This is a genomic window from Mycobacteriales bacterium, assembly GCA_040902655.1.
GTDB lineage: Bacteria > Actinomycetota > Actinomycetes > Mycobacteriales > SCTD01 > SCTD01.
Genome location: JBBDWV010000052.1, coordinates 147,436 through 173,194 on the forward strand (window position 1 = coordinate 147,436; position 25,759 = coordinate 173,194).

Below are 25,759 nucleotides of genomic sequence, written 5' to 3' on the forward strand. Positions count from 1 at the left end.
GAAACGGCGTGTTCAGTCGGGTCGCGATCGTCAACCGTGCAGAGCCGGCCGTCCGGCTGATCCGGGCCGTCCGCGAGCTGAACGCGCAGTACGGCTACGGCATCCGGACCGTCGCCCTGCACACGGCTGCCGAGCGGGCGGCGATGTTCGTCCGGGAGGCCGACGAGGCGGTCCAGTTGCGCAGCGAGGCGGCCGCGGGCAGCCCCTACCTCGACCACGCCGAGCTCGAGCGGGCGCTGCGCGCGGCCGGTGCGGACGCGGCCTGGGTGGGCTGGGGCTTCGTCGCGGAGGACCCGGCCTTCGCCGAGCTGTGCGAGCGTCTGGGCATCGTCTTCGTCGGGCCGCCGCCGGAGGCGATGCGGCGCCTCGGCGACAAGATCGAGGCCAAGCGGCTGGCCGAGCAGGTCGGTGTCCCCGTCGCGCCGTGGAGCGGCGGCCCGGTCGAGAGCCTGGCCGAGGCGACCCGCTCGGCGGAGCACATCGGCTACCCGCTGATGATCAAGGCACGCAGCGGCGGGGGCGGCCGCGGCATCCGGGTCGTGTCGCGGGCGGAGGAGCTCGCGGAGGCCTTCGAACGCACCCAGGCCGAGGCGGCCCGTTCCTTCGGCGACCCGGTCGTGTTCCTGGAGCGGCGGGTCCCGCGGGGCCGGCACATCGAGGTGCAGGTGATCGCGGACGCCTTCGGCACGGTCTGGCCGGTCGGGGTGCGGGACTGCTCCGTGCAGCGGCGCAACCAGAAGCTGCTCGAGGAGTCGGGGTCGCCGGTGCTGACGCCGGAGCAGGTGGCCGACCTCAAGAAGTCCTCCGGCGAGCTGGTGCGGGCCGCCGGCTACCGCAACGCCGGAACCGTGGAGTTCCTCTATCAGCCGGAGGAGCGGGCCTTCTCGTTCCTCGAGGTGAACACCCGGCTGCAGGTCGAGCACCCGGTCACCGAGGCGACCACCGGCCTGGACCTGGTCAAGCTGCAGCTGCTGGTCGCGAACGGCGAGCGGCTCGTCGGGGAGCCGCCGCCGGGGTACGGCTACGCCGTCGAGGCCCGGCTCAACGCCGAGGACCCGGACCGGGGTTTCGCACCGGCACCGGGGACGGTGGCCCTGCTGCGGTTGCCCTCCGGCCCGGGCGTGCGGGTGGACAGCGGCATCGCCGCGGGCGACGTCATCTCCGCCGACTACGACTCGATGGTCGCGAAGGTGATCGGCTGGGGCCGGAACCGGGAGGAGGCGTACGCGCGGCTGCGCCGGGCGCTGGCCGAGACGACGGTCGTGGTGGAGGGCGGAACCACGAACAAGGCCTTCCTGCTGCACCTGCTCGACCAGCCCGAGGTGATCGACGGAACCGCGGACACCGGCTGGCTGGACCGCGACGGGGCAGCGCGGACCGAGGGGCCGGCGCCGCACGCGTCCGTCGCCCTGCTGGCGGTGGCGGTGGACGTGTACGACGCCGAGGAGGCCTGGGAGCGGGAGGCATTCCTCGCCGCCGCCCGCGGCGGACGCCCACGGGCTCGGCACACGGTGGCGCGGCCCGTCGACGTCCGCTACGCGGGCACGCCGTACCGCTTCTCGGTGTCCCGCACGGGGCCGTCGACGTACCGCGTCGACGTCGACGGGCGGCCGGTCGAGGTCGAGGTCGACCGGCTGGCCGGCCCCGAGCTGAGACTGTCGGTCGGGGGGCGCCGGCACCATGTGATGTCGGTGCAGAACGGCCCCGACCACCTGGTCGAGGTCGACGGGGTCAGTCACCGGGTGTCCCGCGACGAGGGCGGTCTGGTCCGGGCGCCGGCGCCCGCGGTTGTGGTCGCCACCCGGGTCGGCAACGGCGACTCCGTCGACAGCGGCGCCGCCCTCGTCGTGCTCGAGAGCATGAAGATGGAGACCGTGGTCACGGCGCCGTACGCCGGCTACGTGCGCGACGTGTTCGTCGCCGCCGGGACCCAGGTCGACGTCGGTGCTCCGCTGCTGAAGCTGGAACTCCTGGCCGACCGGGCGGCGCAGACCGACGCGCCGCTCGTGTCGTTCGAGCTCGCGGCCCCCGAGTCCGCCCGCGACGGGCACGGCGAGGCGGACCGCGCGCTGGCCGCGCTGCAGGCCCGCATCACCGGCTACGACGTCAGCGCCGACGAGACGACCGAGCAGCTGCGCCGACTGGACCGGGCGCACGCCGCGGTCGGGGCGGCCGACCCGCAGCTGCTCGCGGGCGAGCTGCAGGTGCTGCGCGTCTACGCCGACCTCTGCGAGTTGTCGCGCAACCGTCCGGCGGACGGGGAGGAGAGTTCGGAGCGGGTACACAGCCCGCGGGAGTTCTTCCACGCCTACCTGCACTCGCTGGACGTGGAGCGCGAGGGGCTGCCCGAGAGGTTCCGGGTCCGGTTGTCCCGCGCGCTGGCGCACTACGGAGTCGACGACCAGACGGACGGCCCCGAGCTCGAGGCGGCGGTCTACCGTGCCTTCCTCGCGTTGGAGCTGATGGAGTCCCAGGCCGGTGCGGTGACGGCCCTGCTCGAGCGCTGGCTCAGCGCACCGCCGTCGCTGCCGGAGCAGCTGCCGGAACAGCTGCGCGAGCATCTGCAGGACGTGGTCGAGCGGCTCGTGGCCACGACGGCGCTGCGGTACCCGGTGGTGGGCGACCTCGCCCGGAGCGTGCGCTTCCGGTTCTTCGACCAGCCGCTCATCGAGCAGGCCCGTGCGCGCACCTACGACGCGGTGCGGGAACACCTCAAGCACCTCACCAGGAATCCGGACACCCCCGACTACGCCGAGCGGGTCGCCGTACTGGTGGCCAGTCCGGAGCCGATCATCCGGTTCCTGAGCGAACGGCTCGGACTGCGCGGACGGGCGCGGCAGCCGATGCTCGAGGTCATCACCCGGCGGTACTACAAGCTGCGCGGCCTGCAGGACCTGCGTGCCTATCAGGTCGACGACCGCCCGTTCGTGACCGCCGGCTACGACCTGGACGGCGAGCGGCTGCAGCTGGTGGCCACGCTCGCCGACATCTCCGAGCTGTCCGCCGCCCTGTCGGCGGTGGCCTCGGCGGCCGGTCAGGCCGACACCACGGCGCGGCTGGTGGGGGACGTCTACCTGGCCTGGGACGACCCGCCCGGCGAGGACGAGATGGCCGCGCACCTGCTCGACGTGCTGACCGGCGCCGCGGTGCCGGCCGGGGTCCGGCGGGTCACCGTCGCGGCGAGCAGTGCCGGCGGCGCCGACCTGCGCACGTTCACCTTCCGGCCGTCCGCGGACGGGTTCGTCGAGGACCGGGTGATCCGCGGCCTGCACCCGCTGATAGCCCACCGGTTGGATTTCTGGCGGCTCGCGAACTTCGACGTCACCCGCTTGCCGGCGCCGGAGGACGTCTACCTGTTCCGGTGCGTCGCCCGGGACAACGCCGACGACGAGCGGCTGGTCGCCCTGGCGGAGGTCCGCGACGTCACCCAGCTTCGCGACGCGTCGGGGCGGCTGGCGGCGCTGCCTGCGGTGGAGCGGATCCTGGCCAGCTGCGTCGACTCGATCCGGCGGGCACAGGCGCAGTTCCCGGCCGCCCGCCTGGCGGAGGCCAACCGGGTCTTCCTCTACTCCTGGCCGTCGGTCGAGGTGCCGCCCGAGGAGCTGATGCAGGCAGCCCGCGCCCTCGCGCCGCTGACGGCCGGCGCCGGCCTCGAGCAGGTCATGATGCTGGCCCGGCTGGTCGAGCAGAAGGGCGAGTCGCCACGCGACGTGGCGGTACGGGTCTCCTACCAGCCGGGAACCGGCCTGCGGCTGACCGTGGCCGACCCCCCCACCTATCCGATGCCGACGATGGACGCCTACGAGCAGAAGGTCCGCCGCGCCCGGGCCCGCGGCAACGTCTACCCGTACGAGCTCGTCCCGCTGCTCACCGGCGATGCCGGCACGTTCGTGGAGCACGACCTCGACGGGCAGGGTCGGCTGGTCCCGGTCGACCGGCCACCCGGCGGCAACTCGGCCGGCATCGTCGCCGGCGTGGTGACCACCCCGACCCGGCGGCACCCGGAGGGCATGACGCGGGTCGCGATGTTCGGCGACCCGACGCGGGCGCTCGGCTCGGTCGCCGAGCCTGAATGCGCCCGTGTCGTCGCGGCGATCGACCTGGCCGAGCAGCTGGGTGTCCCGATCGAGTGGTTCGCGCTGTCCTCGGGCGCGAAGATCTCGATGGACAGCGGCACCGAGAACATGGACTGGGTCGCCCGCGCCCTGCGCCGGATCATCACCTTCACCCAGGCCGGCGGCGAGATCAACGTCGTGGTGGCCGGCATCAACGTCGGCGCGCAGCCGTACTGGAACGCCGAGGCGACCATGCTGCAGCACACCCGCGGCATCCTGGTGATGACGCCGGAGAGCGCGATGGTGCTGACCGGCAAACAGTCCCTGGACTACTCCGGCGGTGTCTCGGCCGAGGACAACTTCGGCATCGGCGGCTACGACCGGGTGATGGGGCCGAACGGCCAGGCGCAGTACTGGGCGCCCGACCTCGCCCGCGCCTGCGAGGTGCTCTTCGCCCATTACGACCACACCTACGTGGTGCCCGGCGAGCGCTTCCCGCGCCGGGCGCGGACGAGCGACCCGGTCGGGCGCGACGTCGGCGAGCACCCGCACGTGTTCCCCGGCAGCGACTTCACCACCGTCGGCGACATCTTCTCCAACATTGCCAACCCCGAGCGCAAGAAGGCGTTCGACATCCGGACGTTGCTGCGCGCGGTAGCGGACCAGGACCACCCCCCGCTCGAGCGCTGGTCGGAGATGGCGGAAGCCGAGACCTCCGTCGTGCTCGACGCGCACCTGGGCGGCTACCCCGTCACGCTGCTCGGGGTCGAGTCGCGGCCGGTCCCACGGCGCGGAAAGCCACCCGCGGACGGTCCGGACACCTGGACGGCCGGCACGCTGTTCCCGCGCTCGTCGAAGAAGACGGCGCGGGCCATCAACGCCGCGAGCGGCAACCGGCCGCTGGTCGTGCTGGCCAACCTGTCCGGGTTCGACGGCTCGCCCGAGTCGCTGCGCAACCTGCAGCTGGAGTACGGCGCGGAGATCGGCCGAGCGATCGTCAACTTCGACGGGCCGATCGTCTTCTGTGTCGTCTCCCGCTACCACGGTGGAGCTTTCGTCGTGTTCTCCGGGGCGCTGCACGACGGCATGGAGGTTCTCGCGGTCGAGGGCTCCTACGCCTCGGTGATCGGTGGGGCGCCCGCGGCCGCCGTCGTGTTCGCCGGGGAGGTCAAGAAGCGCACCGAGACCGATCCGCTGGTGCGCGAGCTGCAGGCGGCGGTGGCCGCCGCCGACGACACGACAGCAGCGCACCTGCGGGTAGAGCTGGCGGAGCTGCGCTCGGCCACCCGCGCGGCGAAGATCAGCGAGGTGGCGATCGAGTTCGACCGGGTGCACAGCATCGAGCGCGCGCAACAGGTCGGCTCGGTGCATCGGATCATCCCGGCGGTGCGGTTGCGCCAGGAGCTGGTCGAGGCCGTCGAGCGCGGGATCGAACGGACCAGGGCCGGGCAGGAGGGGGAGCAGTCCACCCTCCGGTACCAGGCGGAGGATCCGACCACGAAGGAGTAGCGGTGACGACACTGGACGTGACTTCGCACGAGGGACAGCCGGACGTGGCCACGGTGCGCGGCGACAAGCTGCGCGGCCGGGTCGCGCTCGTGACCGGGGGCACGCGCGGGATCGGCGCCGCGATCTGCCACTCCCTGGCCGGCCAGGGCGCCACGGTCGCCGCCGGATACGCCGGCAACCGCGAGCGTGCGGAAGCGTTCCTCACCGACTTCCGGCAGCGTTTCCCGGACAGCCCCGGAAGCATCCACCAGGGTGACGTCGGCCGCGCCGGGGACTGCTACCGCGCCGTGCAGGAGGTGATCGACCGGCACGGGCGACTCGACATCCTCGTCAACAACGCCGGCATCACGATGGACCGGACGGTCAGCCGGATGAGCGCCGAGGAGTGGGAGCGTGTCCTGGCCGTCAACCTGTCCGGCGCCTTCCACATGTCCAAGGCGGCGCTGGAACACATGGCGGACCGCGGTAGCGGGCGGATCGTGAACATCTCCTCCGTCATCGGGGAGATGGGCAACATCGGTCAGGCGAACTACGCGGCGTCCAAGGCCGGGCTGTTCGGCCTGACCAAGACGATGGCCCGTGAGGCGGCGCACCAGCTGCACAAGGCCGGGAAGCGCACCGACGAGGGGCTCAACATCACGGTCAACACGGTCACCCCGGGCTTCATCGCGACCGAGATGCTCGAACACATCCCGGACAAGGTGCTGGAGAAGCTGAAGGGGCAGATACCCGTCGGCCGGCTCGGCCGGCCCGAGGAGATCGCCCGCGTGGTCCACTTCCTGGCCGCGGACGCCTCTTCGTACATCACCGGGCAGGTCTGGGGCGTCAACGGCGGAATGGACATGTGAGTGGAGCGGGACGTGGGTGCCTACGGATCGGCCTTCCGGCGCAGCCTCCGGGACCCCGAGGAGTTCTGGGGGGAGGCCGCGAGCGGGATCGACTGGTACCGGCGGTGGGACCGGGTGCTGGACGACGACAGGGCGCCGTTCAGCCGCTGGTTCGTCGGCGGCGAGCTCAACACCTGTCACAACGCGCTGGACCGGCACGTCGACGCGGGCCAGGGTGACCGCACCGCGCTCGTCTACGACAGCCCGGTCACCGGCACCGTCCGGCAGCTGAGCTACCGCGAGCTGCGCGACGAGGTCGCCCGGCTGGCCGGAGCCCTGGCCGGGCTCGGCGTGGGCAAGGGCGACCGCGTCGTCCTCTACATGCCGATGGTGCCCGAGGCGGTGATGGGCATGCTGGCCTGTGCCCGGCTCGGCGCCGTGCACTCGGTGGTGTTCGGCGGCTTCGCGGCCGCACAGCTCGCCAAGCGGATCGACGACGCCGAGCCCAAGGTCGTGCTGTCCGCGTCCTGTGGGGTCGAGGCCAGCCGGGTGCTGCCGTACAAACCGCTGCTGGACGACGCGATCGGGATGTCGTCGCACCCACCGCAGGCCTGCGTGGTGCTGGCCCGGCCGCAGGCTCCGGCCGAGCTCGTCGAGGGCCGCGACCACGACTGGGCCCAGCTGGTCGCCGCCGCCACCCCGGCCGACTGCGTCCCGGTGGCCGCCACCGACCCGCTCTACATCCTCTACACCTCCGGCACCACCGGACGGCCCAAGGGGATCGTTCGGGACAACGGCGGGCACGCGGTGGCGCTGCACTGGAGCATGCGCCACCTCTACGACATCGCGCCGGAGGACGTCTGGTTCACCGCCTCCGACATCGGCTGGGTCGTCGGCCACTCCTACATCGTCTACGCGCCGCTGTTGCTGGGCTGCACGACAGTGCTGTACGAGGGCAAGCCGGTCGGGACTCCGGACGCGGGTGCGCTGTGGCGGGTGGTGTCGGAGCACGGCGCCAAGGCGCTGTTCTGCGCGCCGACCGCGCTGCGCGCCATCCGCGGCCAGGACCCGCAGGGCCGGTTGCTGGAGGGCCATGACCTCCGCCGGTTCCGCTACCTGTTCCAGGCCGGCGAGCGGCTCGACCCCGACACCTACGCCTGGGCGGGCCGGCTGCTGGACCGGCCGGTGCTGGACCACTGGTGGCAGACCGAGACCGGCTGGGCCATCGCCGCGAACCCGCTCGGCCTGGAGCCGACGCCGACCCGGCCCGGCTCGGCCGGCAAGCCGGTGCCCGGTTGGGACCTGCAGGTGCTGGGGGAGGACGGCTCGCCGGTTCCTGCGGGCAGCACGGGCACGCTGGCTGTCCGGCTGCCGCTGCCGCCCGGCGCCATGACGACGCTGTGGCGCGACGACGAGCGCTTCGTCCAGAGCTACATGACCGCGTTCCCCGGCTACTACAGCAGCAACGACGGCGGCCTGATCGACGAGGACGGCTACGTCTGCGTCATGGGCCGGACCGACGACGTCATGAACGTCGCGGGACACCGCTTGTCGACCGGCGCCCTCGAGGAGGTCCTGGTCGCCCACCCGGACGTGGCCGAGGCCGCGGCCTTCGGGGTGGCCGACCCGACGAAGGGACAGCTGCCGATGGCCCTGGTCGTGCTGGCGTCGGGGGTGACCCGGGACCACGAGGAGATCCGCGCCGAGTTGCGCCAGCAGATCCGCGAGAAGATCGGTGCCATCGCGACCCTCAAGGACGTACGCGTGGTCGACCGGCTTCCGAAGACCCGGTCGGGCAAGATCCTGCGCGACCCGATGCGGCGCATCGCCGACGGCGAGCAGGTCGCACCGCCGGCCACCATCGACGACCCGGCAGCGCTGGCGGAGGTGCGCGAGGTGTTGCTCGGCCCGTCGCCGCCCGGCTGACGTCACGGCCAGGCCTGGCTCGGGCACGGCGTGCCGCTCCGGAGAGGTGTGTGCTGTCGGCCGGTGTACAGCACAGGTCAACAATCCGGAAAAGTTGACCTGTGCGGTACACCTCGCTGCGCAGCACAGGTCGATGCTCGAGTGCCCCGGCCCTGCGCAGCCCGAGGCTGCCCATCCCGCCCGTCTCCACCAGCGGCCGGGGCGCGTTCCTAGCCCATCTCGAGCGCGATCTCGTACACGGCGGCGCCCGCCCGGGCCTGGGCCCGCTCCTCCTCCGCCGTAAAGCTGTCGACCCACGACCGGCCGGGCAGCTCGTCCCAGACGAAGAGCACCGACGCGGCGCGCATCCCGAAGGCACGTGCGGCGGAGAAGACCGCAGAGGTCTCCATGTCGACCGCAAGATGGCCGGCGTTCGCCCACCGGCGGAGCAGCTCCGGCGGCTGGGCCAGCAGTGCCGAGGTCGTCACGGTCGGCCCGCGGTGGGCGTACATGCCCCGGGCGGCCAGCAGCGACGCGGCCCGGGCGACGCGACCCAGGTTGGCCTCGGCGACAGCCTTCCCGCCGTAGTACTGCGATGCACCCTCGCCGATGGTCGCCCGCTCGGACAGCACGATGTCGCCGGTGCGGACCCCGGGCTGCAGGCTGCCGCACGAGCCGATCTGCACCACGTTGGCGGTGCCGATCGTGCCGAGCACGTGCACGGGCTCCACCGCCCGGGACGCGCCGTAGGCGGGGCAGTAGGCCACCGGCACGTCACCGTACCAGCCGTGCCAGAGGTCAGGCATGCCCAGCTCGCGCACCTCGGTGAGCAGCGGCAGCCGGGTGTCCAGTGCCTTCTGCCGCCACCAGGTGCCCTCCAGCACGAGCAGGCGGGGCACCTCGTCCTCACCGAGGTCGAGCAGGGTCATCCAGCCTTCGCGGTCCACGTGGGGCATCCTTTCCTAACGTCCCGCACCGCGTTCAGGAGACCGTCACATGAGCCCCGTCAGTGTCCCCCGCATAGCCGTTCTGGGCGCGGGCCCGACCGGACTGGAAGCTGCGCTCGCCGCGGTCCAGCGCGGCTGGCACGTCACGGTGTACGAGGCCGCCCCGCACGTCGCCCGCCACGTCCGTGAGTGGGGCCACGTGCGGCTGTTCACACCGTGGTCCATGGACGTGTCCCCGCGGGTGGTCGAGGCGCTCGGGGGGCTGTCGACGGGGGAGCAGTCGCCGACGGGGCACGAGCTGGCCGACGTCCTGGACCGCGTCGGCGCGCTGCTGGGCGACCGGCTGCAGCTGTCCACCCGGGTCGAGGCGGTGGCTCGCGAGGGGCTGCTCAAGAGCGAGGAGATCGGCAGCGACCGGCGCGCCGCGCGGCCGTTCCGCCTCCTGCTGACCGGCCCGGACGGCGAGGAGCTGGTGGAGCACGCCGACGTCGTGCTGGACTGCACCGGCAGCTGGGGCAATCCGTTACCGACCGGCGACGGCGGCATCCCGGCGCAGGGGGAGCGTCGGTTGGGGGACCGCATCGTGCGGCGGCTTCCCGACGTGCTCGGCGAGCCGCAGCGATGGGCCGATCGCGAGGTGCTCCTGGTCGGAGCCGGCAACAGCGCGCAGACGGTCGCCCGCGACCTCGCGCAGGTCGGTGCCCGGCTGCACTGGGCGGTGCGTGCGCAGCGGCCGTCGTGGGGCGCCGTGGCCGGCGATCCGCTGCCTGACCGGGTCGCGCTCGTCGCGTCGTCCCGGCGGCTGGCCGGCGGAGCGGTGGCGGGTGTCCAGCTGGTGCCCGGCGTCGTCGTCGAGTTCCTGCGCGAGCAGGGAGGGCGGGTGGTCGTCGGCCTGCGGGACCAGGAGGGCGACCGGCGGGAGCTGGTCGTGGACGAGGTGGTGTCGATGACGGGGGCCGCCCCGGACGCCTCCCTCTACCGGCAGCTGCAGGTGCACGAGTGCTACGCGACCGAGGGCCCGATGAACCTCGCCGCGACCCTGATGGGCAGCGGTGCGGCGGACTGCCTCGCGCAGCCTTCCCTCGGCGTCGACGCGCTGCGCAACCCGGAGCCGCGGTTCTTCGTGCTCGGCGTCAAGAGCTACGGGCGCAACAACACCTTCCTGCTCCGGGTCGGCTGGGAGCAGGTGGCCGAGGTGTTCGCCGCCCTGGACGCCGAACTGGCCGCGCTGCAGCCGGCCTAGCTCGCCGCGACAGGGAGAAGGTCGACCACCTCGTCGCACAGGCGGGCCAGCTGGTCGCTGTCGTGGCTGACCAGCAGCACCGTCCGGCGTCCGCGCAGGCCGGCGATCGACTCCTCCACGACGCCGCGCGAGCCCCGGTCGAGCGCACTGGTCGGCTCGTCGAGCAGCAGCAGCGCCGGGTCGAGGGCGAGCGCGCGCGCCAGGCACAGCCGCTGGCGCTGCCCGACGGACAGCTGCTCGGCGGGCGCGTCGAGGCGATCGGCCACCTCACGCCACAGACCGGCCTCCTCGAGCGCGGCCACGGCCCGCTCGTGCAGCTGTGCCCTGGGGGCGCGCACCACGTGCCGCAGTCCGAACAGGGCGTTGTCGAGCACGCTGCCCGGGAACACGACCGGTGACTGCCCGACCAGGCCGGCCTGGGCCCGCAGGTCCGACAGCCGACCGGTGCCGTCGAGCCGTCGCCCGAGCACGTGCAGCTCGCCCTCCGCACGCAGGCCCGGCGGCAGCAGCCCCACGATCGCCCGCAGCACCGTCGACTTGCCGGCGCCGGACGGGCCGCGCAGCCCCACCGTCGTGCCGTGAGCGGCATGGAAGCTGACCGGCCCGACGAGCACCCGGTCGGCGGAGCGGACGACGAGGTCCTGCGCAGAGACGGCGGTCATGCCCGCTCCAGCCGGCGCCGTGCCGGGATCGCCGCCAGCAGCAGCAGGCCGGCGAGGGCCACCAACACCAGGGCGCTGCCCCAGGCAGCGTCGAGGGCGGCGGGATCGGCGGCGTCCTGGGCGAGGGTGAAGATGTGCGTCGGCAGCGCCTGGACGGGCGCCTGCACGACGCCGCTCGGAAAGGTCGCCGCACCGGCGAACACGGTCGCCGTGAACAGCAGCGGTGCGGTCTCGCCGGCTGCGCGGGCGAGGCCCAGGAGCAGCCCGGTCAGGACCGCCGGCCGCGCGTGCGGCAGCAGCACCGAGCGGACCAGCTGGCTGCGGGTCAGGCCCAGCGCGAGCGCTGCCTCCCGCCGCGCCGGCGCGAGCTGGTCCAGGCGTGCGGCCGTGGCCAGCGCGACGATCGGCATGGTGACGACCACCAGCACCAGGGAGCCGGCCAGCCAGGACTTGCTCCAACCGAGCGCGGTGGAGAAGAACGCGTAGCCGGCGAGCCCGAGCAGGATCGTCGGCACACCGCCGAGGGTGAGGGTGGCGGTGCGCAGCGCGCGGGTGGCGCGGGCGCCGGTGTACTCGCCGAGGACCAGACCGAGGCCCAGTCCGGCGGGCAGCGCCACCGCACCCGCGGCCGCGACCAGCAGGACCGTGCCGGCGATCTGGTCGCGCACGCCGCCGCCGCTCGACCCGACGGCCGGGCTCCACCAGAACGACGGGGAGAGCGCGCTCCCGCCGCGGGCGAGCAGCAGGGTGACGATGCCGCCCAGGAGCAGCACGGGGAGCAGGACGGCGCCGGACCGCAGCAGGGTGACGGCGTGGTCGGTGCCCGGCCGCCAGCGCCCCGCCGGGCGGCGCGCGCCGCGGCGCGCAGGACGGCCGCGGCGGCTGCCCGCGAGCGTCGCACCGGCGACGGTGAGCAGGAGCAGCAGGGCGACCGCCGACAGCGCGGCCCGGTGCTCGCCGACAGCTCCGGCGAGCACCGGTTCCGGACCGCCGAGCTTCGTCGTCAGCGTCTGGCCGGGCGACAGCAGCGACTGCAGCGCGGAGCCCGGGTCGGGCAGCCGGCCGTCGGCGCGGCCGATGAGCAGGAACACCGCGATCGTCTCACCGAGCGCCCGGGCCAGGCCGAGCAGCACCGCGGCGCGCATGCCGGGCCGGGCCAGCGGCAGCACCGCCGCGCGGATCACCTCGCGCCGGGTCAGCCCGAGGGCGTAGGCCGCCTCACGCACGGAGGCGGGGACGGCCGCGAGTGCATCGACGCTGACCGCGACGATCGTCGGCAGGACCATGACCGCGAGCACCAGCCCGGCGGCCAGCAGGCTGTCCCCGCCCGGGACGTCGCCGAGGCGGGACACGAACGGCCGCAGCACCGCGACACCGACCAGCCCGTAGACGATGGACGGCACCGCGGCGAGCAGCTCGACCGCGCTGCGCAGCGGGCGCGAGAGTCGTGGCGGCAGCTGCTCGTGCAGGCCCACGGCTGCTCCCCAGCCGATCGGCACGGCGAGTGCCAGCGCGACGGTCGAAACCGCGGCGGTGCCCCACACCATCGCGGTGACGCCGAAGATGCCGTTCGGCGGGTCCCAGACCGGGGTGGTGAGCAGCGTGCGCCAGGCGATCTCACCGGAGGCCAGTCCGGCGGCGACGAAACCCACGACGAGCAGCGCGCCGAGCAGCCCCAGGCACCCGCCGGTGCCGGACAGGACCGGCACCCAGACGGGACCGCGCGGGCGCGCTGGCGCGGCAGTGCGCGCCCGCTCCAGCACGGCGGTCATCGGCCGTCAGTCCGTGAGCTGTGCGAGCGTCAGGTAGCCGTGCCGGGTGAGGAGCGGCTGCCCCTGCGGGCCGAGCACGTAGTCGATGAACGTCCTCGCCGCCCCCGTCGGCTCGCCGTCGGTCACTAGGAACAGCGGCCGACTCAACGGGTAGCTGCCGTCAGCGATCGTCCCGGCCGTGGGCACGGTGTCCTCGACCGCGAGCAGTCCGAGCTCCTGCTGTCCCTCGGCGAACGCCGAGGACAGCGGCGCGACCGAGCCGGGGGTGGAGACGAGCTTGGTCCGGGTCTCTTCGTTCCCCCCGACGATGGCGTAGCGCGCGCTGGTGGGCGGCCCGGGCGGCACGCCGTTCTTGCCGTAGAGGTAGGCGTCCAGCACCTCGCGCGTCCCGCGGCCGGGCTCCTTGTCGTACACGAAGACGTCGAGGTCGGGTCCACCGAGTTCCGCCCAGTTCGCCACCTTGCCCTCGAACAGCGCCCGAAGCTGAGCCTTCGTCACGCTGTCGAAGCCGCTGGCGAGCACGTCCGCGTCCACGACGATGCCGACGGCGTCCTCGCCGATCCGGTGCTCGACGAAGTCGACGTCGGGAGCCGCTCGGCGGTCCTTGTCCCCGACCTCCTTGGAGCTCATCGCGATGTCCACCTGACCGGCCGCGAGCTGCGTCAGACCGCCGGCGGAGCCGCCCTGGGTGTCCACGGTGACCTGCAGGCCGTCGCCGCGCAGCGCCTCGGCCGCGTCGGCCGCCACCGGGTTCACCGTGGTCGACCCGCTGATGCGCAGCGTCTGCGACCTGGTGCCGCTGGCGCTGCTCCCGGAGGCGCAACCGGCGAGCAGCAGCGGCAGGAGGGCGGCGAGGGCGAGCAGCGGCACACGGTGGATCGGCACGGGCGGACTCCAGGGGCAGTAGGAGGGCCGTACCGTGGCATAAACCTCAATGCATATCAATCGGCGTTTTGTCAGCGGCAACAGCGGTCGTTGCCACCCGGGTGTGCCGAGGCCGGCAGGTTGCGGACGTCCAGCAGCGCGCCCACCGCCTCGTCCAGGGCAGCGAGTCCTCCGGCGTCGAGTGCGTAGTGGGTGAAGCCGTGGGCGTACCGGCTCGTGACCAGACCCGCCGCGGCCAGCCGGCCCAGGTGGTGGCTCACCAGCGGCTGGCTGAGCCCGACGGCGGCGACGAGGTCCCGCACGCACCGCTCCTGCAGGCGCAGGGCCTGCAGGAGCGCGAGCCGGTGCGGCTCACCGAGGGCGCGCAGTGCGCCGACGACGTCGATCCCCGACGGGGCAGCACTCACGTCAGCAGCAGGCGCCGTCGGTGCTCGCGGTGGTCGACAGGCCGCTCACCGGACGACGGACGGGTGCGGACGGCCCCTCGGCGCTCAGCGTCACCGGAGACGCGCAGGCGAACAGTGGCGCGTTGTCGGGGTCGACCGGCTCGGCCGGCTCGAGCAGCTCGAACTGGCCGCCGTACGGCGCACCCTGCAGGATTTGGAACGTCTTGGCGCACACCGCGGTCGGGACGCCTCGCTCGTAGACGTGGGCGTCGTCGTCCAGCACAGCCTTCCAGGGCCCCTTGAAGACGACTGCCTGGCCGTGGTCGTAGCAGGGGCCCTGCTTGCCCTTGTAGGCCACCACCGTCACGGAGCGGAACTCGATGCCCTCGACGACCTGCCACGGGGCGCTGTCGCGCTTCTCCAGCGTGACGCCGTAGAAGCCGGCGTCCTCGAACGCCTTCAGGAAGGCCTCCTCCTGGAAGGCGCCGGAGATGCAGCCGCTCCACAGCTCGGGGTCGGCCTGCAGGTGCTCGGGCACCTCGACGTCGCTGACGATGTCGCTGATGATGGCCCGGCCGCCCTTGCGCAGGACGCGGAAGATCTCGGCGAACAGCTCGCCCTTGAGGTCGGTCGCGACCAGGTTGAGCACGCAGTTGGAGACGACCGCGTCGACGCTGGCGTCCGGGATCAGCGGCGACTGCGCGCGCTGGCGCGCCGTCTCGGCCTCGAACGCCTGCAGCGACGCGAGGTCGGTGACCGGGTTCTCGGCGAGCCACTTCTCGGTTGCGGCGACGTCCAGGCGCATGTCCTGGATACGGCCCTTGCGGAACTCGACGTTGGAGTAGCCGATGGCGTCGGCCACCTGTGGCTTCGCGCTCTCCGCGAGCGCCAGCATCTCGTCGTTGATGTCGACGCCGATGACCCGGCCGCTCTCGCCGATGACCTGCGAGGCGATGAAGGCGATCTTGCCGCCACCGCTGCCGAGATCCAGCACGGTCTCGCCCTCGCCGAGGTGCTGGCTCGGGTCGCCGCAGCCGTAGTCGCGGTCGAGCACCTCCTGCGGGATGACCTCGAGGAAGCGGGGGTCGTAGTCGACGGGGCAGCACAGCGCTGCCTCGAGTGCCTGCGCGCCGGCGCTGTAGCGCTCGGCCACGGCCTGCTCGACGTCTGGGCCGGTGCTCAGTGGGGTCACGGGGCTTCTCTCTCGGCGGGTTGGCGGGCAGGTCAGACGGCGCAGTTGTAGACGAGCGGCAGGGAGCCGTCCGCCCGGCGGAGCGTGAGGAAGTGCTCGACGACCAGCCGCTTGCCCTCGGCGAGCGACACCCAGCGGTCGGCCGACGGGTGCCGGGCGAGCAGCATGTCGGGGCTGGTCTCCACGTCGGCGCCGGCCGGGTGCCAGTGCACCCCGTCGGTGGTGACGGCCAGCTCCGGCACGGTGTTCAGGTCGGAGATCTTGGCGCCGGAGTCGGAGAAGCCGCGCTGCACCAGAGGTCGTACGGCGAAGTCCCTGCCGACGATCCCCATCCCGGCGAGCAGTTCTCGCAGCGGCTCCACCTCGTGCGCGTTCTGCGGTGTCTCGGTCATGCCGACCCGGACCGGCAGGCCGAGCTCGCCGGCCAGGCGCAGGCCGTCCATCGCCTTCTGCCACGAGCCGGCGCCGCGGTTGACGTCGTGCCCCTGCGGCGACGCGGCGTCGATCGAGGTCTGCAGGACGAGCCGCTCCCTGCCGGCCAGCCGCTGGAGCTGTTCGAGCCGCCAGCCCTGGTAGAGCATGCCGTTGGTCAGCAGCACCACGTCGAGCCGCTCGGTCGCGTAGAGCACCATCTCGACGATGTCGGGCTCGAGGAACGGCTCCCCGCCGGTGAGGTAGATCTCGGTGAAGCCCTCCATCACCGCCTCGTCGACCAGCCCCTTGACCCGTCCGAGACCGGGCGAGCGCCGGCGGGCCAGCGGGCTGCTGGCGACAGAGCAGTAGGAGCAGGCCAGGTTGCAGTGGAAGTTGGTGTAGAGCCACAGCCGCGGCGGGAACATCGGCGAGCCGAACAGCGGCACCACCGGCAGGCCGTCGTCGACGACCTCCGGCGCGTCGGCCCAGGAGACCTGCTCCTGCTCGAAGCCCGAGGGCAGTGCCGAGCGGTAGAGCTGGTAGCGGCCCAGACTGCGCTCGTACGGCGGGACGATCTCGAGGCAGGTGGTCCACCAGCCGGCCTCGACGGTCTCGACGAACGCCTCGGGCAGCCCGCCGGCTCGCATGGAGGCGGCCTGCGCCTCCCAGTCGTAGGCCAGCGGGACGAGCTCGGCGGTGGCGCGACCGTCGCCGAGGTCGACCAGGGCGTACCAGACCTCGCGCCGGCCGTCGTTGGCGGGACGGCCCAGCACGCCGACGTTGACGACGAGGGTGTCGCCCACCTGCTGCTGCCACGGCAGGCCGGAGTGGGTGCACATGATCAGGTCGGCGCCGGACTCCTGCACCCGCAGCACGTGCTGCTCCTCGGGCAGCGACTCCCACCAGAAGTCGTTGAGCGCCAGTGTCGAGCCGTGCACCAGGTGCACGTCCACGCCGTCGAGCTCGAAGCGGCGCTCGGTGGGCAGCGTCGTCATCCACCGCGCGTAGTCACGGCTGGTGTGGGCCAGCGTGTAGTCGTACATCAGCTGGGCGAACTCGTTGTCCCGCGGGTCGCTGTAACCGCAACCACAGTCGGTGTCGCCGCGGCCGACCGCGACGTCGTAGTTGCCCGCCACGACGGTGACGTCGTTCTCGAGCAGCAGCGGCCAGATCGCGTCCGGCTCGGCGCCGTAGCCGCCGAGGTCGCCCAGGCAGTAGAGCTGCTCGGCGCCCCGGGCACGCGCATCCTGCACGAAGGCGCGCAGGGCGTAGGGGTTGGAGTAGACGCCACCGCAGACGGCGATGCGGGTCATGCGGGGAGCCTCCGGGTCAGTGGAAGAGGCAAGATTAGGACAGGCAGGCAGATTCCGCAGGTCGGGCCGGCGGCGGGCTGCGTCCGGCCGTCAGGCCAGCCGGCTGACGACATGCTTGAGGCGGGTGTAGTCGCGCAGGGAGTAGGCCGACAGATCGCTGCCGAAACCGGACGACGCGTAGCCGCCGTGCGGCATCTCGGTCGCGAGCACCGAGTGGCAGTTGAGCCATACGGCGCCGAAGTCGAGCGCCTTCGCGCAGCGCATGGCCCGGCCGTGGTCGGTCGTCCAGACGCTCGCGGCCAGGCCGTACGGCGTGTCGTTGGCGGTGGCCAGCGCGTCCGCCTCGTCGGTCACCCGCTGCACCGTGACCACCGGCCCGAAGACCTCGTCGGTCGCCAGCTCGTCCTGCTCGCGGACTCCCGCGACGACGGTGGCCGGGTAGTAGAAGCCGTCGCGGGCGAGCGGGGTGCCGCCGGCGAGCAGCTCGGTGTGCGGCCCGCGTCGGTCGACCATCCCCGCCACCCGGGCCAGCTGCTGGGGGTTGTTGAGCGCGCCGTAGTAGCCGTGCTCGCCGACCTGCAACCGGGCCGCGCCGGCGGCGAGCCGGGCGACCAGCTCGTCGTGCACGCCGGGCCCGGCCAGCACCTTGGTGGCGGCGGTGCAGGACTGGCCGGCGTTGTAGTAGCCGATGTCCAGCAGTCCCTGGACGGTCACGTCGAGGTCGCAGTCGTCGAAGACGAGCACCGGAGCCTTGCCGCCGAGCTCGAGGTGCAGCCGCTTGATGCTCGGCGCGGCAGCGGCCATGACCTCGCGTCCGGCGCGGGCCGAGCCGGTGAGCGAGACCATCGCCGGCAGGTCGTGCCCGACCATGGCGGCGCCGGTCGAGCGGTCGCCGCAGACGACGTTGAGCACCCCCGGCGGGAGCACCTCCGCGGCCAGCTCGGCGAGCATCAGCGGTGTGACGGGCGTGGTCTCGGCACTCTTGAGCACGACGGTGTTGCCGGCCGCGACCGCCGGGGCCCACTTCCAGGTCGCCATCATCAGGGGGTAGTTCCAGGGCGTGATCTGCGCGACCACCCCCAGCGGCTCGCGACGCAGGAACGACGTGTGCCCCTCGGCGTACTCACCCGCGGCCATCGACTCCTGGACGCGGGAGGCGCCTGCGCTGAAGCGGATCACGTCCACGATGTGCGGCATCTCCGCGCGCATGGCGGAGACCGGCTTGCCGGTGTTGCGGCACTCGGCGGTGACGAACTGCCCGGCCCGCTCCTCGAGCAGGTCGGCCAGCCGCAGCAGCAGCCGCGACCGCTCGGCCGGCGTCCGGTCCCGCCAGAGGGGGAAGGTGCGGGCCGCGGAGGCGAAGGCCGCATCGAGGTCCGGCCCGGCTGCAACCGGCGCGTTGTCGTACGCCGAACCGGTCGAGGGGTCCACGACCGGAGTCACGCCCTCGGCCAGGGGGACCTGCCGTCGGCCGTCGTAGAAGTGGTGCAGCACAGCGCGACGCTACGTGTCTAGCCGACGGCGTGCATCCCGCCGTCGACGTGGAGCACCTCGCCGGTCGTGGCCGGGAGCCAGTCCGACAGCAACGTCACCGCGGCCTTCGCGACGGCGGTGGCGTCCCCGGGGTCCCAGCCCAGCGGCGCGTCCCGCGCCCACCGGTCCGCCAGCTCGTGGTGCCCGTCAAGCGCGCGGGTCAGCAGCGTGCGGTGCGGGCCGGTCGCGACGACGTTCACCCGCACACCGGCCGGGCCCAGCTCGCGGGCGAGGTAGCGCGCGGTCGCCTCGAGGCCGGCCTGCGCGACGCCGAGCCAGCCGAGCGAGCTCCACGCGCGGGAGGCGTCGACGTCCAGCGCGACCACGGAGCCGCCGCACGGGAGCAGCGGACGCAGCGCGTGGACGACGGCCGCGAGCGACCACGCGGTCGTCTGGAAGACCTCCCCGGTCATCTCCCATGGCTGGGCGGCGAAGTCCCCGGAGCCGGAACCCGCCGGCAGATAGGCGATCGCGTGCAGCACGCCGTCGACCCGGTCCCAGCCGGCCTCGCGCACCCCCGCCTCCAGCCGCGCGAGGTCGGACGGCAGCGTCACGTCGAGCTCGAGGACCGGGGCGGGGACACCGAGCCGGCCGGCCGTCCTGCTGGTCAGCGGCCAGGCCCGGCACAGCGGCGAGCTGAGCAGCACCTCGGCCCCCTCGTCCAGCGCGGTGCGCACCACCGCACTGGCCAGCGACTGCTCGGTGAGCACGCCGGTCACCAGCAGGCGCTTCCCGTCGAGCAGCGGCATGCCGGTCAGGCTAACCGGGCGCGCAGGGCCGGCTTGTCGGTCTTGCCGACGGCGTTGCGCGGCAGCGCGTCCACCAGCTCGACCAGCTTCGGCGTGGCGTAGTCGGCCATCCCCTCGCGCACCCACGCGCGCACCTCGGCCGCCGTGAGGGGCGCGCCGGCCACCACGAAGGCCGCGACCGCCTCGCCCGCGAGCGGGTCCGGCACGCCCACCACCGCGGCGTCCTCGACCGCCGGGTGTCGCCGGAGCAGCTCCTCCAGCTCGGCGCTGAAGATCTTCGTCCCGCCGTGGTTGATCATGTCTTTGGTGCGGTCCAGCACGGTGACGTATCCCTGCGCGTCCATCCGGGCGATGTCACCGGTGTCGAACCAACCCTCGACGATGGCGGCCGCCGTGGCGGCGGCGTCGCAGGCGTAGCCGGTGGTGACCAGCGAGCCGCGCAGCCACAGCTCGCCGGGTTCGCCCGGTCCCAGGACGGTGCCGTCGTCGCCGCGCACCTGCGCCTGCATGCAGTCCAGCGTCCGGCCGACGCTGCCGGGACGCCCGCGTAGGTCGTCGTCGGTGGCGATGCAGCCGGGGGAGTGCGTCTCGGACAGCCCGTAGACGTCGTGCAGCCGGACCTGCGGTAGTCGCTCGCGCAGCGCGGCCACCAGGTCCGCCGGGAAGGGGGCGCCGCCCGCGGCGAGCCGCGACAGTGCCGGCAGGTCCCGGAAGTTCCCGACCCGCAGGCACAGTCGCCACCAGGACGGGACGGCGTACGCCCACGAGACGTGGTGCCGGGCGAGCAGGGCGACGTACTCCTTCGGCGAGACCGTGTCGACCAGCACGCAGCGGGCACCGGCCAGCATGGCCGGCAGCACGTGTGCGTGCATCGCCGAGATGTAGTACATCGGGAACAGCACCGCGGTCACGTCGTCCGGGCCGAGCTGCAGCACCCGCTGGTAGCTCATGCCGGAGTGCACGGAGCACCGGTGCACGACCTGCGACGCCTTGGGCCGCCCGGTGGTGCCCGAGGTGTAGACGACGGCGTAGGTGCCGTCCTCCGCCGGCGCATCCTGCGGGTCGAAGGCCCACGATCGCGGATCCACCTCCCGCAGCACGTCCGCCAGCGGCAGTGCGGCGAGGGCGCCGGCGGCCCGCAGGCCGTCCAGGTACGCCTCGCTGCCGAGGGAGAGTTGCACCCGGGAGTGCTCGAGCAGGTAGGCCCACTGGGACGGGGCGAGCCGCGTGTTGAGGCCGACCATGACCAGGCCGGCCCGGGCGCAGGCGAAGACGGCGGTCGCGAGGTCCAGCGTGTTGCCGCTGGCCACGGCGACCGACGAGCCGGCCGGCAGGCCCCGCGCTCGCAGCGCGGCGGCGGCCGTCTCGACCCGTGCGGCGAACGCGTCGTAGGTCACCTGCGTCCCGTCCACGTCCACGAACGCGGTCCGCCGCGGCCAGCGGCGTACGGCGCGGTCCAGCACGTGCAGCACCGTCGGCGGCCTGCGGGCGTAGGAGCGGGCCGGGGCGCCGAGCCAGCTCTGGACGACCACGGGGTCGCCGGGCCGGTCGTCGAGGTCGTGCTCGTCCACGCGGTCCCCCTGCCTCTGGCCGCCGAGCGCCGGGCGCCGGGGCGGCTCTAGTCTCGCGGAGTGGTCCCCACCAGTGTGCGCGCCGGGCAGTGCGCGACGGTGCTGTGAGCGCGCTCCCGAGAGGGACGCCTGTGCCGGCGAGGTCGGCCGGCCGCGCCACCTCCGCCGTCGTCCTGCCGCAGTCGGAGATCGGTCCGGTCCGGGCCGTGCTCCGGCGGGTGGTGATCGCGCTGGCGGCCCTCGTGGCCGTCGCCCTGATCGTCTGGGGCGACAGGGACGGCTACACCGACAGTTCGGACGGCGTCGTCGACCTGCTCGACGCCTTCTACTACGCCACGGTCAGCCTCTCGACCACCGGCTACGGCGACATCACGCCGGTGACCGACCAGGCTCGGCTGGTCAACGTGCTCCTGATCACGCCGCTGCGGGTCCTGTTCCTCATCATCCTGGTCGGCACGACTCTCGAGGTGCTCACGCAACGCACCCGGGATCAGCTGCGGCAGAGCCGCTGGAGGTCCGCGTTGCGCGAGCACACCGTCGTCGTCGGCTACGGCACGAAGGGGCGCAGCGCGGTCCGCGCGCTGCTGGACGACGGGGCCGACAAGTCCATGATCGTGGCGGTCGACAACGATCCGGAGCACATCACCGACGCCAACAACGACGGCATCGCGGCGATCAGCGGGGACGGCACCCGGGCGGACGTGCTGCGTCAGGCCGACGTCGAGCATGCCGCCCGGGTCATCGTCGCCGTGCCGCGGGACGACGCGGCCGTCCTGGTCACCCTCACGGTGCGCCGGCACAACCCGAAGGCCTACGTCGTGGCGGCGGTGCGCGAGGCGGAGAACGCCCCGCTGCTGCGGGAGGGCGGCGCCAACGGCGTCGTCGTCTCCTCCGAGGCGGCCGGCCGGCTGCTGGGGGTGGCCGCCTCGAGTCCCTCGACCGGCGCCATCTTCGAGGACCTGCTCGTCCCGGGACAGGGCCTGGAGTTGACCGAGCGCGACGTCCTGCGCGAGGAGGTGGGGCTGCCGCCGCGGGCCTGCCGGGACCTGGTCGTGGCGATCATCCGGGACGGCGTCACCACGCTGTTCAACACCGATCACGACGTCAAGCTGCGGCGGACCGACCGGGTGGTCGTCGTCCGGGGGGCGCCGACCACCTGACATCGGGTATCCCTCGTAGTGCTGGCCACGGCCGCTGATCTCGCCCGCCTCGTCGACTCGCTACTGCCTGGGAGCGCCTGACATGAGCACGCACGAGCTGTACACCGTGCCGGCCGAGCACGCGACGTGGGACGTCCGGATGCAGGGCGCCTCCCGCTTCACCTGGGAGTACGACGAGGGGCGTGACCGCCTGCTGTCGCTCTACCAGAAGGGCAAGGACAAGCAGTGGGACTCGGTGCACCGGATCGACTGGGATCTCGAGGTCGACCCGCTGGACGTCCTCGGCATGCCGGACGAGACGATCCCCCTTTTCGGCACCGCGCAGTGGGACCGGATCAAGAACGACCGTGCGGCCGTCGCCGAACTCAAGCAGCACCTCACGGCCTGGCAGTTCAGCCAGTTCCTGCACGGCGAGCAGGGCGCGATGATCTGCTCCGCCCGGATCGTGGAGTCCGTCCCCGATCTGGACGCGAAGTTCTACGCGGCGACGCAGACGATGGACGAGGCGCGGCACGCCGAGACCTACGCGCGCTTCCTGCAGGACAAGGTCGGGCTGGTCTACCCGATCAACCCCCACCTGAAGTCGCTGCTCGACGACACGCTGACCGACAGTCGCTGGGACATGCCCTACCTCGGCATGCAGGTGCTCATCGAGGGACTGGCGCTGGCGGCGTTCGGGCTGCTGCGGGACATGACGGACAAGCCGCTACCCAAGCAGATCCTGGCGTACGTGATGCAGGACGAGGCGCGTCACGTCGCCTTCGGGCGGCTGGTGCTCAAGGACTACTACGCCCAGCTGACGTCGGCGGAGAAGGCGGAGCGCGAGGAGTTCGTCGTCGAGGGCTGCTCCCTGATGCGCGACCGCTTCCGGCAGGAGGAGGTGTGGGGCAACCTCGGCTTCGACGTCGAGGAGTCGATGAAGTCGGTGGAGAACTCGCAGTACTTCAAGCTGTTCCAGTCCCTGCTCTTCAGCCGGATCGCCCCGTGCGTCAAGGACATCGGGCTGTTCGGCACGAAGGTGCAGAGCGCCTTCGCGGACATGGGCGTGCTCGACATGGCCGGGGTCGACCTGGCCGCGCTGATGAAGCAGGACGAGGACCTCGCCGACCTTCTCGACGTGGAGAAGCGCGAGCTGCTGGTGCGCGGGCAGGAGGTCGAGAAGACCATCGCGATGGCGTTCGAGAGCTGAGGGTCCGGCTGTCGTGGCACGGGATCAGGCGTTCAGCCGCTGTGGATCATCTGCGGGCTGGATCGGCAGCAGACACACCGGCGTGTCCGCTGCGGATCCAGTCGGCAGAAGATCACCGCTCGGTGGCTCGGTCGGCCAGGCGCGGCGCAGCGGCGGCTACTCCTCCGCGGCGGACAGCGCCTCGAGCAGCCGGCGCAGCGAGTCCAGCCGGGCGGAGGTCGCCCGCCCCTCGGCGACCCAGCCGTCGAGCGCGCAGCCGGCCGTCCCGGCCCGGTGGTCACAGCCGGGCGGGCAGAAGGCCGCACCCTCCGCCAGGTCGGGGAACGCCGCCAGCACCCGCTCCACGGTGACGGCGCCGAGCCCGAACGACCGCACCCCCGGCGTGTCGATGACGGTGCCGCCGCCCGGCAGGGCCAGCGCCACGGCGGAGGAGGACGTGTGCCGGCCCTTGCCGACCCCGGTGACGTCGCCGACCGCCCGTTGGGCGTCCGGGACGAGCCGGTTCACCAGGGTCGACTTCCCGACGCCGGACTGCCCGAACAGCACGCTGGTACGGCCGGCGAGCCGGGCGCGCAGCCGGTCGACGCCCGGGTGCTCGGCGCCGGGGCCGGTCACCACGACCTCGACGCCCAGCGGCTCGTAGAGCGCCACGAGCTCCTCCGGGGCCGCCAGGTCGCTCTTGGTCAGGCAGAGCAGCGGGACCAGCCCACCGTCGTAGGCCGCGACCAGACACCGGTCGACCAGCCGCGGGCGGGGCACCGGGTCGGCCAGCGCCGTCACGACGACGAGCACCTCGGCGTTGGCGACGACCGCCCGTTCGACCGGATCGGTGTCGTCGGGGGTACGCCGCAGCAGCGACGTGCGCGGCTCGATCCGGACGATGCGGCCCAGCGCGTCCGGGCCGCCCGACAGGTCGCCGACGACGGCGACGCGGTCGCCCACCACGACCGCCCGCCGGCCGAGTTCGCGCGCGCGTACCGCCGTCAGGAGCCTGCCGTCCTGCGACCGCAGCCGGTAGCGGCCCCGGTCGACGCTGAGCACGTCGGCGGGTGCGGCGTCCTCGTGGGACGGCCGGGTGCGGGTGCGCGGGCGGGAGCTGCGCCCGGGACGGACCCGCACGTCGTCCTCGTCGAGTTCACGCGGGCTCATCTGCTCGCGGCGCTCGAGACGACGACAGCATCCGGGTCCACGAGCCGACGAAGTCGGGCACGGTCTTGCGGGTCGTCGCGACATCGCGGATCTGCACCCCGTCGACGGCCAGGCCGAGCACCGCCCAGGCCATCGCGATCCGGTGGTCGTCGTAGCTGCCCATGACGCCGCCGGTCAGCCGGCGCGGGCGGACCTCCAGCCCGTCCGGGTGCTCGCGGACGTCTCCGCCGAGGACGTTGAGCTCCTTCGCGAGCGCCGCGAGCCGGTCGGTCTCCTGCAGCCGGATGTGCGCGACCCCCCAGAAGCGGCTGGGGGAGTCGGCGACTGCGGCCAGGGCGGTGAGCACCGTCGTCAGTTCCGGCGCATCGCGCAGGTCGGCCTCGATCCCGTGCAGGCCGGTCCCGGCGGACACGGTCACGCTGTCGTCGGTCCGCTCCACGACCGCGCCCATCGCCTCGAGCAACGCGGGCAGTACCGCGCCGGGTTGGGAGGTGCCACGGGGCCAGCCCGGCACCGTGACCGACCCGCCGGCGACCAACGGGGCGGCGAGGTAGGCCGCTGCCGTCGACAGGTCGGGCTCGACCACGGCGTCGCGTGTCCGCAAGCCGCCGGGGGCGACCGTCCACAGCCCGGCGGTGTTGTCCTGCACGGTGGCGCCGGCAGCCCGCAGGGCCTCGACCGTCATGGCCAGGTGGGGCGCGCTGGGCAGGGCGCCGCCCTCGTGCCGCACGGTGACGCCCTCCTCGAAGCGCGGTGCCGCCAGGAGCAGCCCGCTGACCAGCTGGGAGGACTGCGACGCGTCGAGCGTCACGGCGCCGCCGGGAAGGCGACCCCTGCCCCGGACCACCAGCGGCAGCCCCGCCACGTTGTCGAGGTCGGCGCCGAGGGCGACCAGCGCGGCGAGCAGCGGTCCCAGCGGCCGTTCGCGTACCCGGGCGTCACCGTCGAAGCCGACCGCTCCCTGGGCGAGCGTGGCGACCGGAGGCAGGAACCGGGCCACCGTCCCGGCGTTGCCGACGTCGAGCGTGTCCACGCGCGGCTGCAGCGGCCCGGCCACCCCGTCCACCAGCCAGTCGCCGTCGTCGGTGTCGGTCACGTCCACGCCGAGGTTGCGGAGGGCGGCCGCCATCAGCTCGGTGTCGCGCGAATGTAGCGGGCGACGGACGGTCGACCGCCCGTCGGCCAGGGCGGCCAGCACGAGCGCGCGGTTGGTGACCGACTTGGAGCCCGGCAGTGCGACGACCGCCTGCAGCGGGCCCCGTGCACGCGGCGCCGGCCAAGGGTCAGGATTCACCCGT

The 25,759-nt window shown here is 73.3% G+C and carries 18 protein-coding genes; 6 read left to right on the plus strand and 12 right to left on the minus strand.

The features are described 5' to 3' along the window. Positions 1–8 precede the first annotated feature (8 nt). Genes WD794_15220 through WD794_15230 form a run of 3 tightly spaced genes read left to right on the plus strand, consistent with a single transcriptional unit; the run spans position 9 to position 8,317 of the window. Positions 9–5,564 carry a biotin carboxylase N-terminal domain-containing protein gene (locus WD794_15220; protein ID MEX2291662.1) on the plus strand — a complete coding sequence of 1,852 codons (5,556 nt, stop codon included), beginning with the start codon at positions 9–11 and terminating at the stop codon, positions 5,562–5,564. Between the two features lie 2 nt (positions 5,565–5,566). Next, the gene (locus WD794_15225) at positions 5,567–6,412 is read left to right on the plus strand and encodes a 3-oxoacyl-ACP reductase family protein (GenBank protein MEX2291663.1); all 846 of its coding nucleotides are present in this window, start codon (positions 5,567–5,569) and stop codon (positions 6,410–6,412) included. A gap of 12 nt (positions 6,413–6,424) precedes the next feature. After that, positions 6,425–8,317, plus strand: a complete 1,893-nt coding sequence (locus WD794_15230) for a propionyl-CoA synthetase (GenBank protein MEX2291664.1) — start codon at positions 6,425–6,427, stop codon at positions 8,315–8,317. 209 nt (positions 8,318–8,526) lie between these two features. On the opposite strand, the gene WD794_15235 is transcribed toward WD794_15230, so the two are convergent. Beyond that, positions 8,527–9,243, minus strand: coding sequence for a hypothetical protein (locus WD794_15235; GenBank protein MEX2291665.1), 717 nt, complete (start codon positions 9,241–9,243; stop codon positions 8,527–8,529). A 49-nt stretch (positions 9,244–9,292) separates the two neighbouring features. Between WD794_15235 and WD794_15240 the strand changes: the two genes are divergently transcribed. Next, positions 9,293–10,486 carry an NAD(P)-binding protein gene (locus tag WD794_15240; GenBank protein MEX2291666.1) on the plus strand — a complete coding sequence of 398 codons (1,194 nt, stop codon included), beginning with the start codon at positions 9,293–9,295 and terminating at the stop codon, positions 10,484–10,486. On the opposite strand, the gene WD794_15245 is transcribed toward WD794_15240, so the two are convergent. The 9 genes from WD794_15245 to WD794_15285 all read right to left on the minus strand — a co-directional run bounded on the left by WD794_15245 (position 10,483) and on the right by WD794_15285 (position 20,963). Continuing rightward, positions 10,483–11,148: an ATP-binding cassette domain-containing protein gene (locus WD794_15245; protein ID MEX2291667.1), complete on the minus strand. Its 666-nt coding sequence runs from the start codon at positions 11,146–11,148 to the stop codon at positions 10,483–10,485. The genes WD794_15240 and WD794_15245 overlap by 4 nt on opposite strands. Next, positions 11,145–12,920 carry a phosphate ABC transporter permease subunit PstC gene (gene pstC, locus WD794_15250; GenBank protein ID MEX2291668.1) on the minus strand — a complete coding sequence of 592 codons (1,776 nt, stop codon included), beginning with the start codon at positions 12,918–12,920 and terminating at the stop codon, positions 11,145–11,147. The genes WD794_15245 and pstC overlap by 4 nt, the downstream gene beginning before the upstream one ends. Positions 12,921–12,926: 6 nt before the next feature. Next, positions 12,927–13,805 carry a phosphate ABC transporter substrate-binding protein gene (locus WD794_15255; protein MEX2291669.1) on the minus strand — a complete coding sequence of 293 codons (879 nt, stop codon included), beginning with the start codon at positions 13,803–13,805 and terminating at the stop codon, positions 12,927–12,929. 71 nt (positions 13,806–13,876) lie between these two features. Beyond that, on the minus strand, positions 13,877–14,212 hold the full coding sequence (locus WD794_15260; GenBank protein ID MEX2291670.1) for a metalloregulator ArsR/SmtB family transcription factor: 336 nt from the start codon (positions 14,210–14,212) through the stop codon (positions 13,877–13,879). A 1-nt stretch (position 14,213) separates the two neighbouring features. Further along, positions 14,214–15,383, minus strand: coding sequence for a methyltransferase domain-containing protein (locus WD794_15265; protein ID MEX2291671.1), 1,170 nt, complete (start codon positions 15,381–15,383; stop codon positions 14,214–14,216). 32 nt (positions 15,384–15,415) lie between these two features. Next, the gene (locus tag WD794_15270) at positions 15,416–17,110 is read right to left on the minus strand and encodes a radical SAM protein (GenBank protein MEX2291672.1); all 1,695 of its coding nucleotides are present in this window, start codon (positions 17,108–17,110) and stop codon (positions 15,416–15,418) included. 90 nt (positions 17,111–17,200) lie between these two features. Continuing rightward, positions 17,201–18,604: an aldehyde dehydrogenase family protein gene (locus WD794_15275; GenBank protein ID MEX2291673.1), complete on the minus strand. Its 1,404-nt coding sequence runs from the start codon at positions 18,602–18,604 to the stop codon at positions 17,201–17,203. 17 nt (positions 18,605–18,621) lie between these two features. Then, on the minus strand, positions 18,622–19,392 hold the full coding sequence (locus WD794_15280) for an SDR family oxidoreductase (GenBank protein ID MEX2291674.1): 771 nt from the start codon (positions 19,390–19,392) through the stop codon (positions 18,622–18,624). Positions 19,393–19,397: 5 nt separating this feature from the next. Next, the gene (locus tag WD794_15285; protein MEX2291675.1) at positions 19,398–20,963 is read right to left on the minus strand and encodes a class I adenylate-forming enzyme family protein; all 1,566 of its coding nucleotides are present in this window, start codon (positions 20,961–20,963) and stop codon (positions 19,398–19,400) included. A 131-nt stretch (positions 20,964–21,094) separates the two neighbouring features. On the opposite strand from WD794_15285, the gene WD794_15290 reads away from it, so the two are divergent. Both WD794_15290 and WD794_15295 read left to right on the plus strand, forming a co-directional pair. After that, positions 21,095–22,123, plus strand: coding sequence for a potassium channel family protein (locus WD794_15290; protein ID MEX2291676.1), 1,029 nt, complete (start codon positions 21,095–21,097; stop codon positions 22,121–22,123). An 82-nt stretch (positions 22,124–22,205) separates the two neighbouring features. Next, positions 22,206–23,312, plus strand: a complete 1,107-nt coding sequence (locus WD794_15295) for a ferritin-like domain-containing protein (GenBank protein MEX2291677.1) — start codon at positions 22,206–22,208, stop codon at positions 23,310–23,312. 156 nt (positions 23,313–23,468) lie between these two features. Here the strand turns inward: WD794_15295 and rsgA are convergent, their stop codons facing one another. Together rsgA and aroA are read right to left on the minus strand one after the other, a co-directional pair. Then, positions 23,469–24,461, minus strand: coding sequence for a ribosome small subunit-dependent GTPase A (rsgA, locus tag WD794_15300; GenBank protein ID MEX2291678.1), 993 nt, complete (start codon positions 24,459–24,461; stop codon positions 23,469–23,471). Next, a complete protein-coding gene (gene aroA / locus WD794_15305) occupies positions 24,448–25,755 on the minus strand; it encodes a 3-phosphoshikimate 1-carboxyvinyltransferase (GenBank protein MEX2291679.1) in 1,308 nt (435 codons plus the stop codon). Before aroA ends, rsgA begins: the two co-directional genes overlap by 14 nt. Between the last annotated feature and the right edge of the window lie 4 nt (positions 25,756–25,759).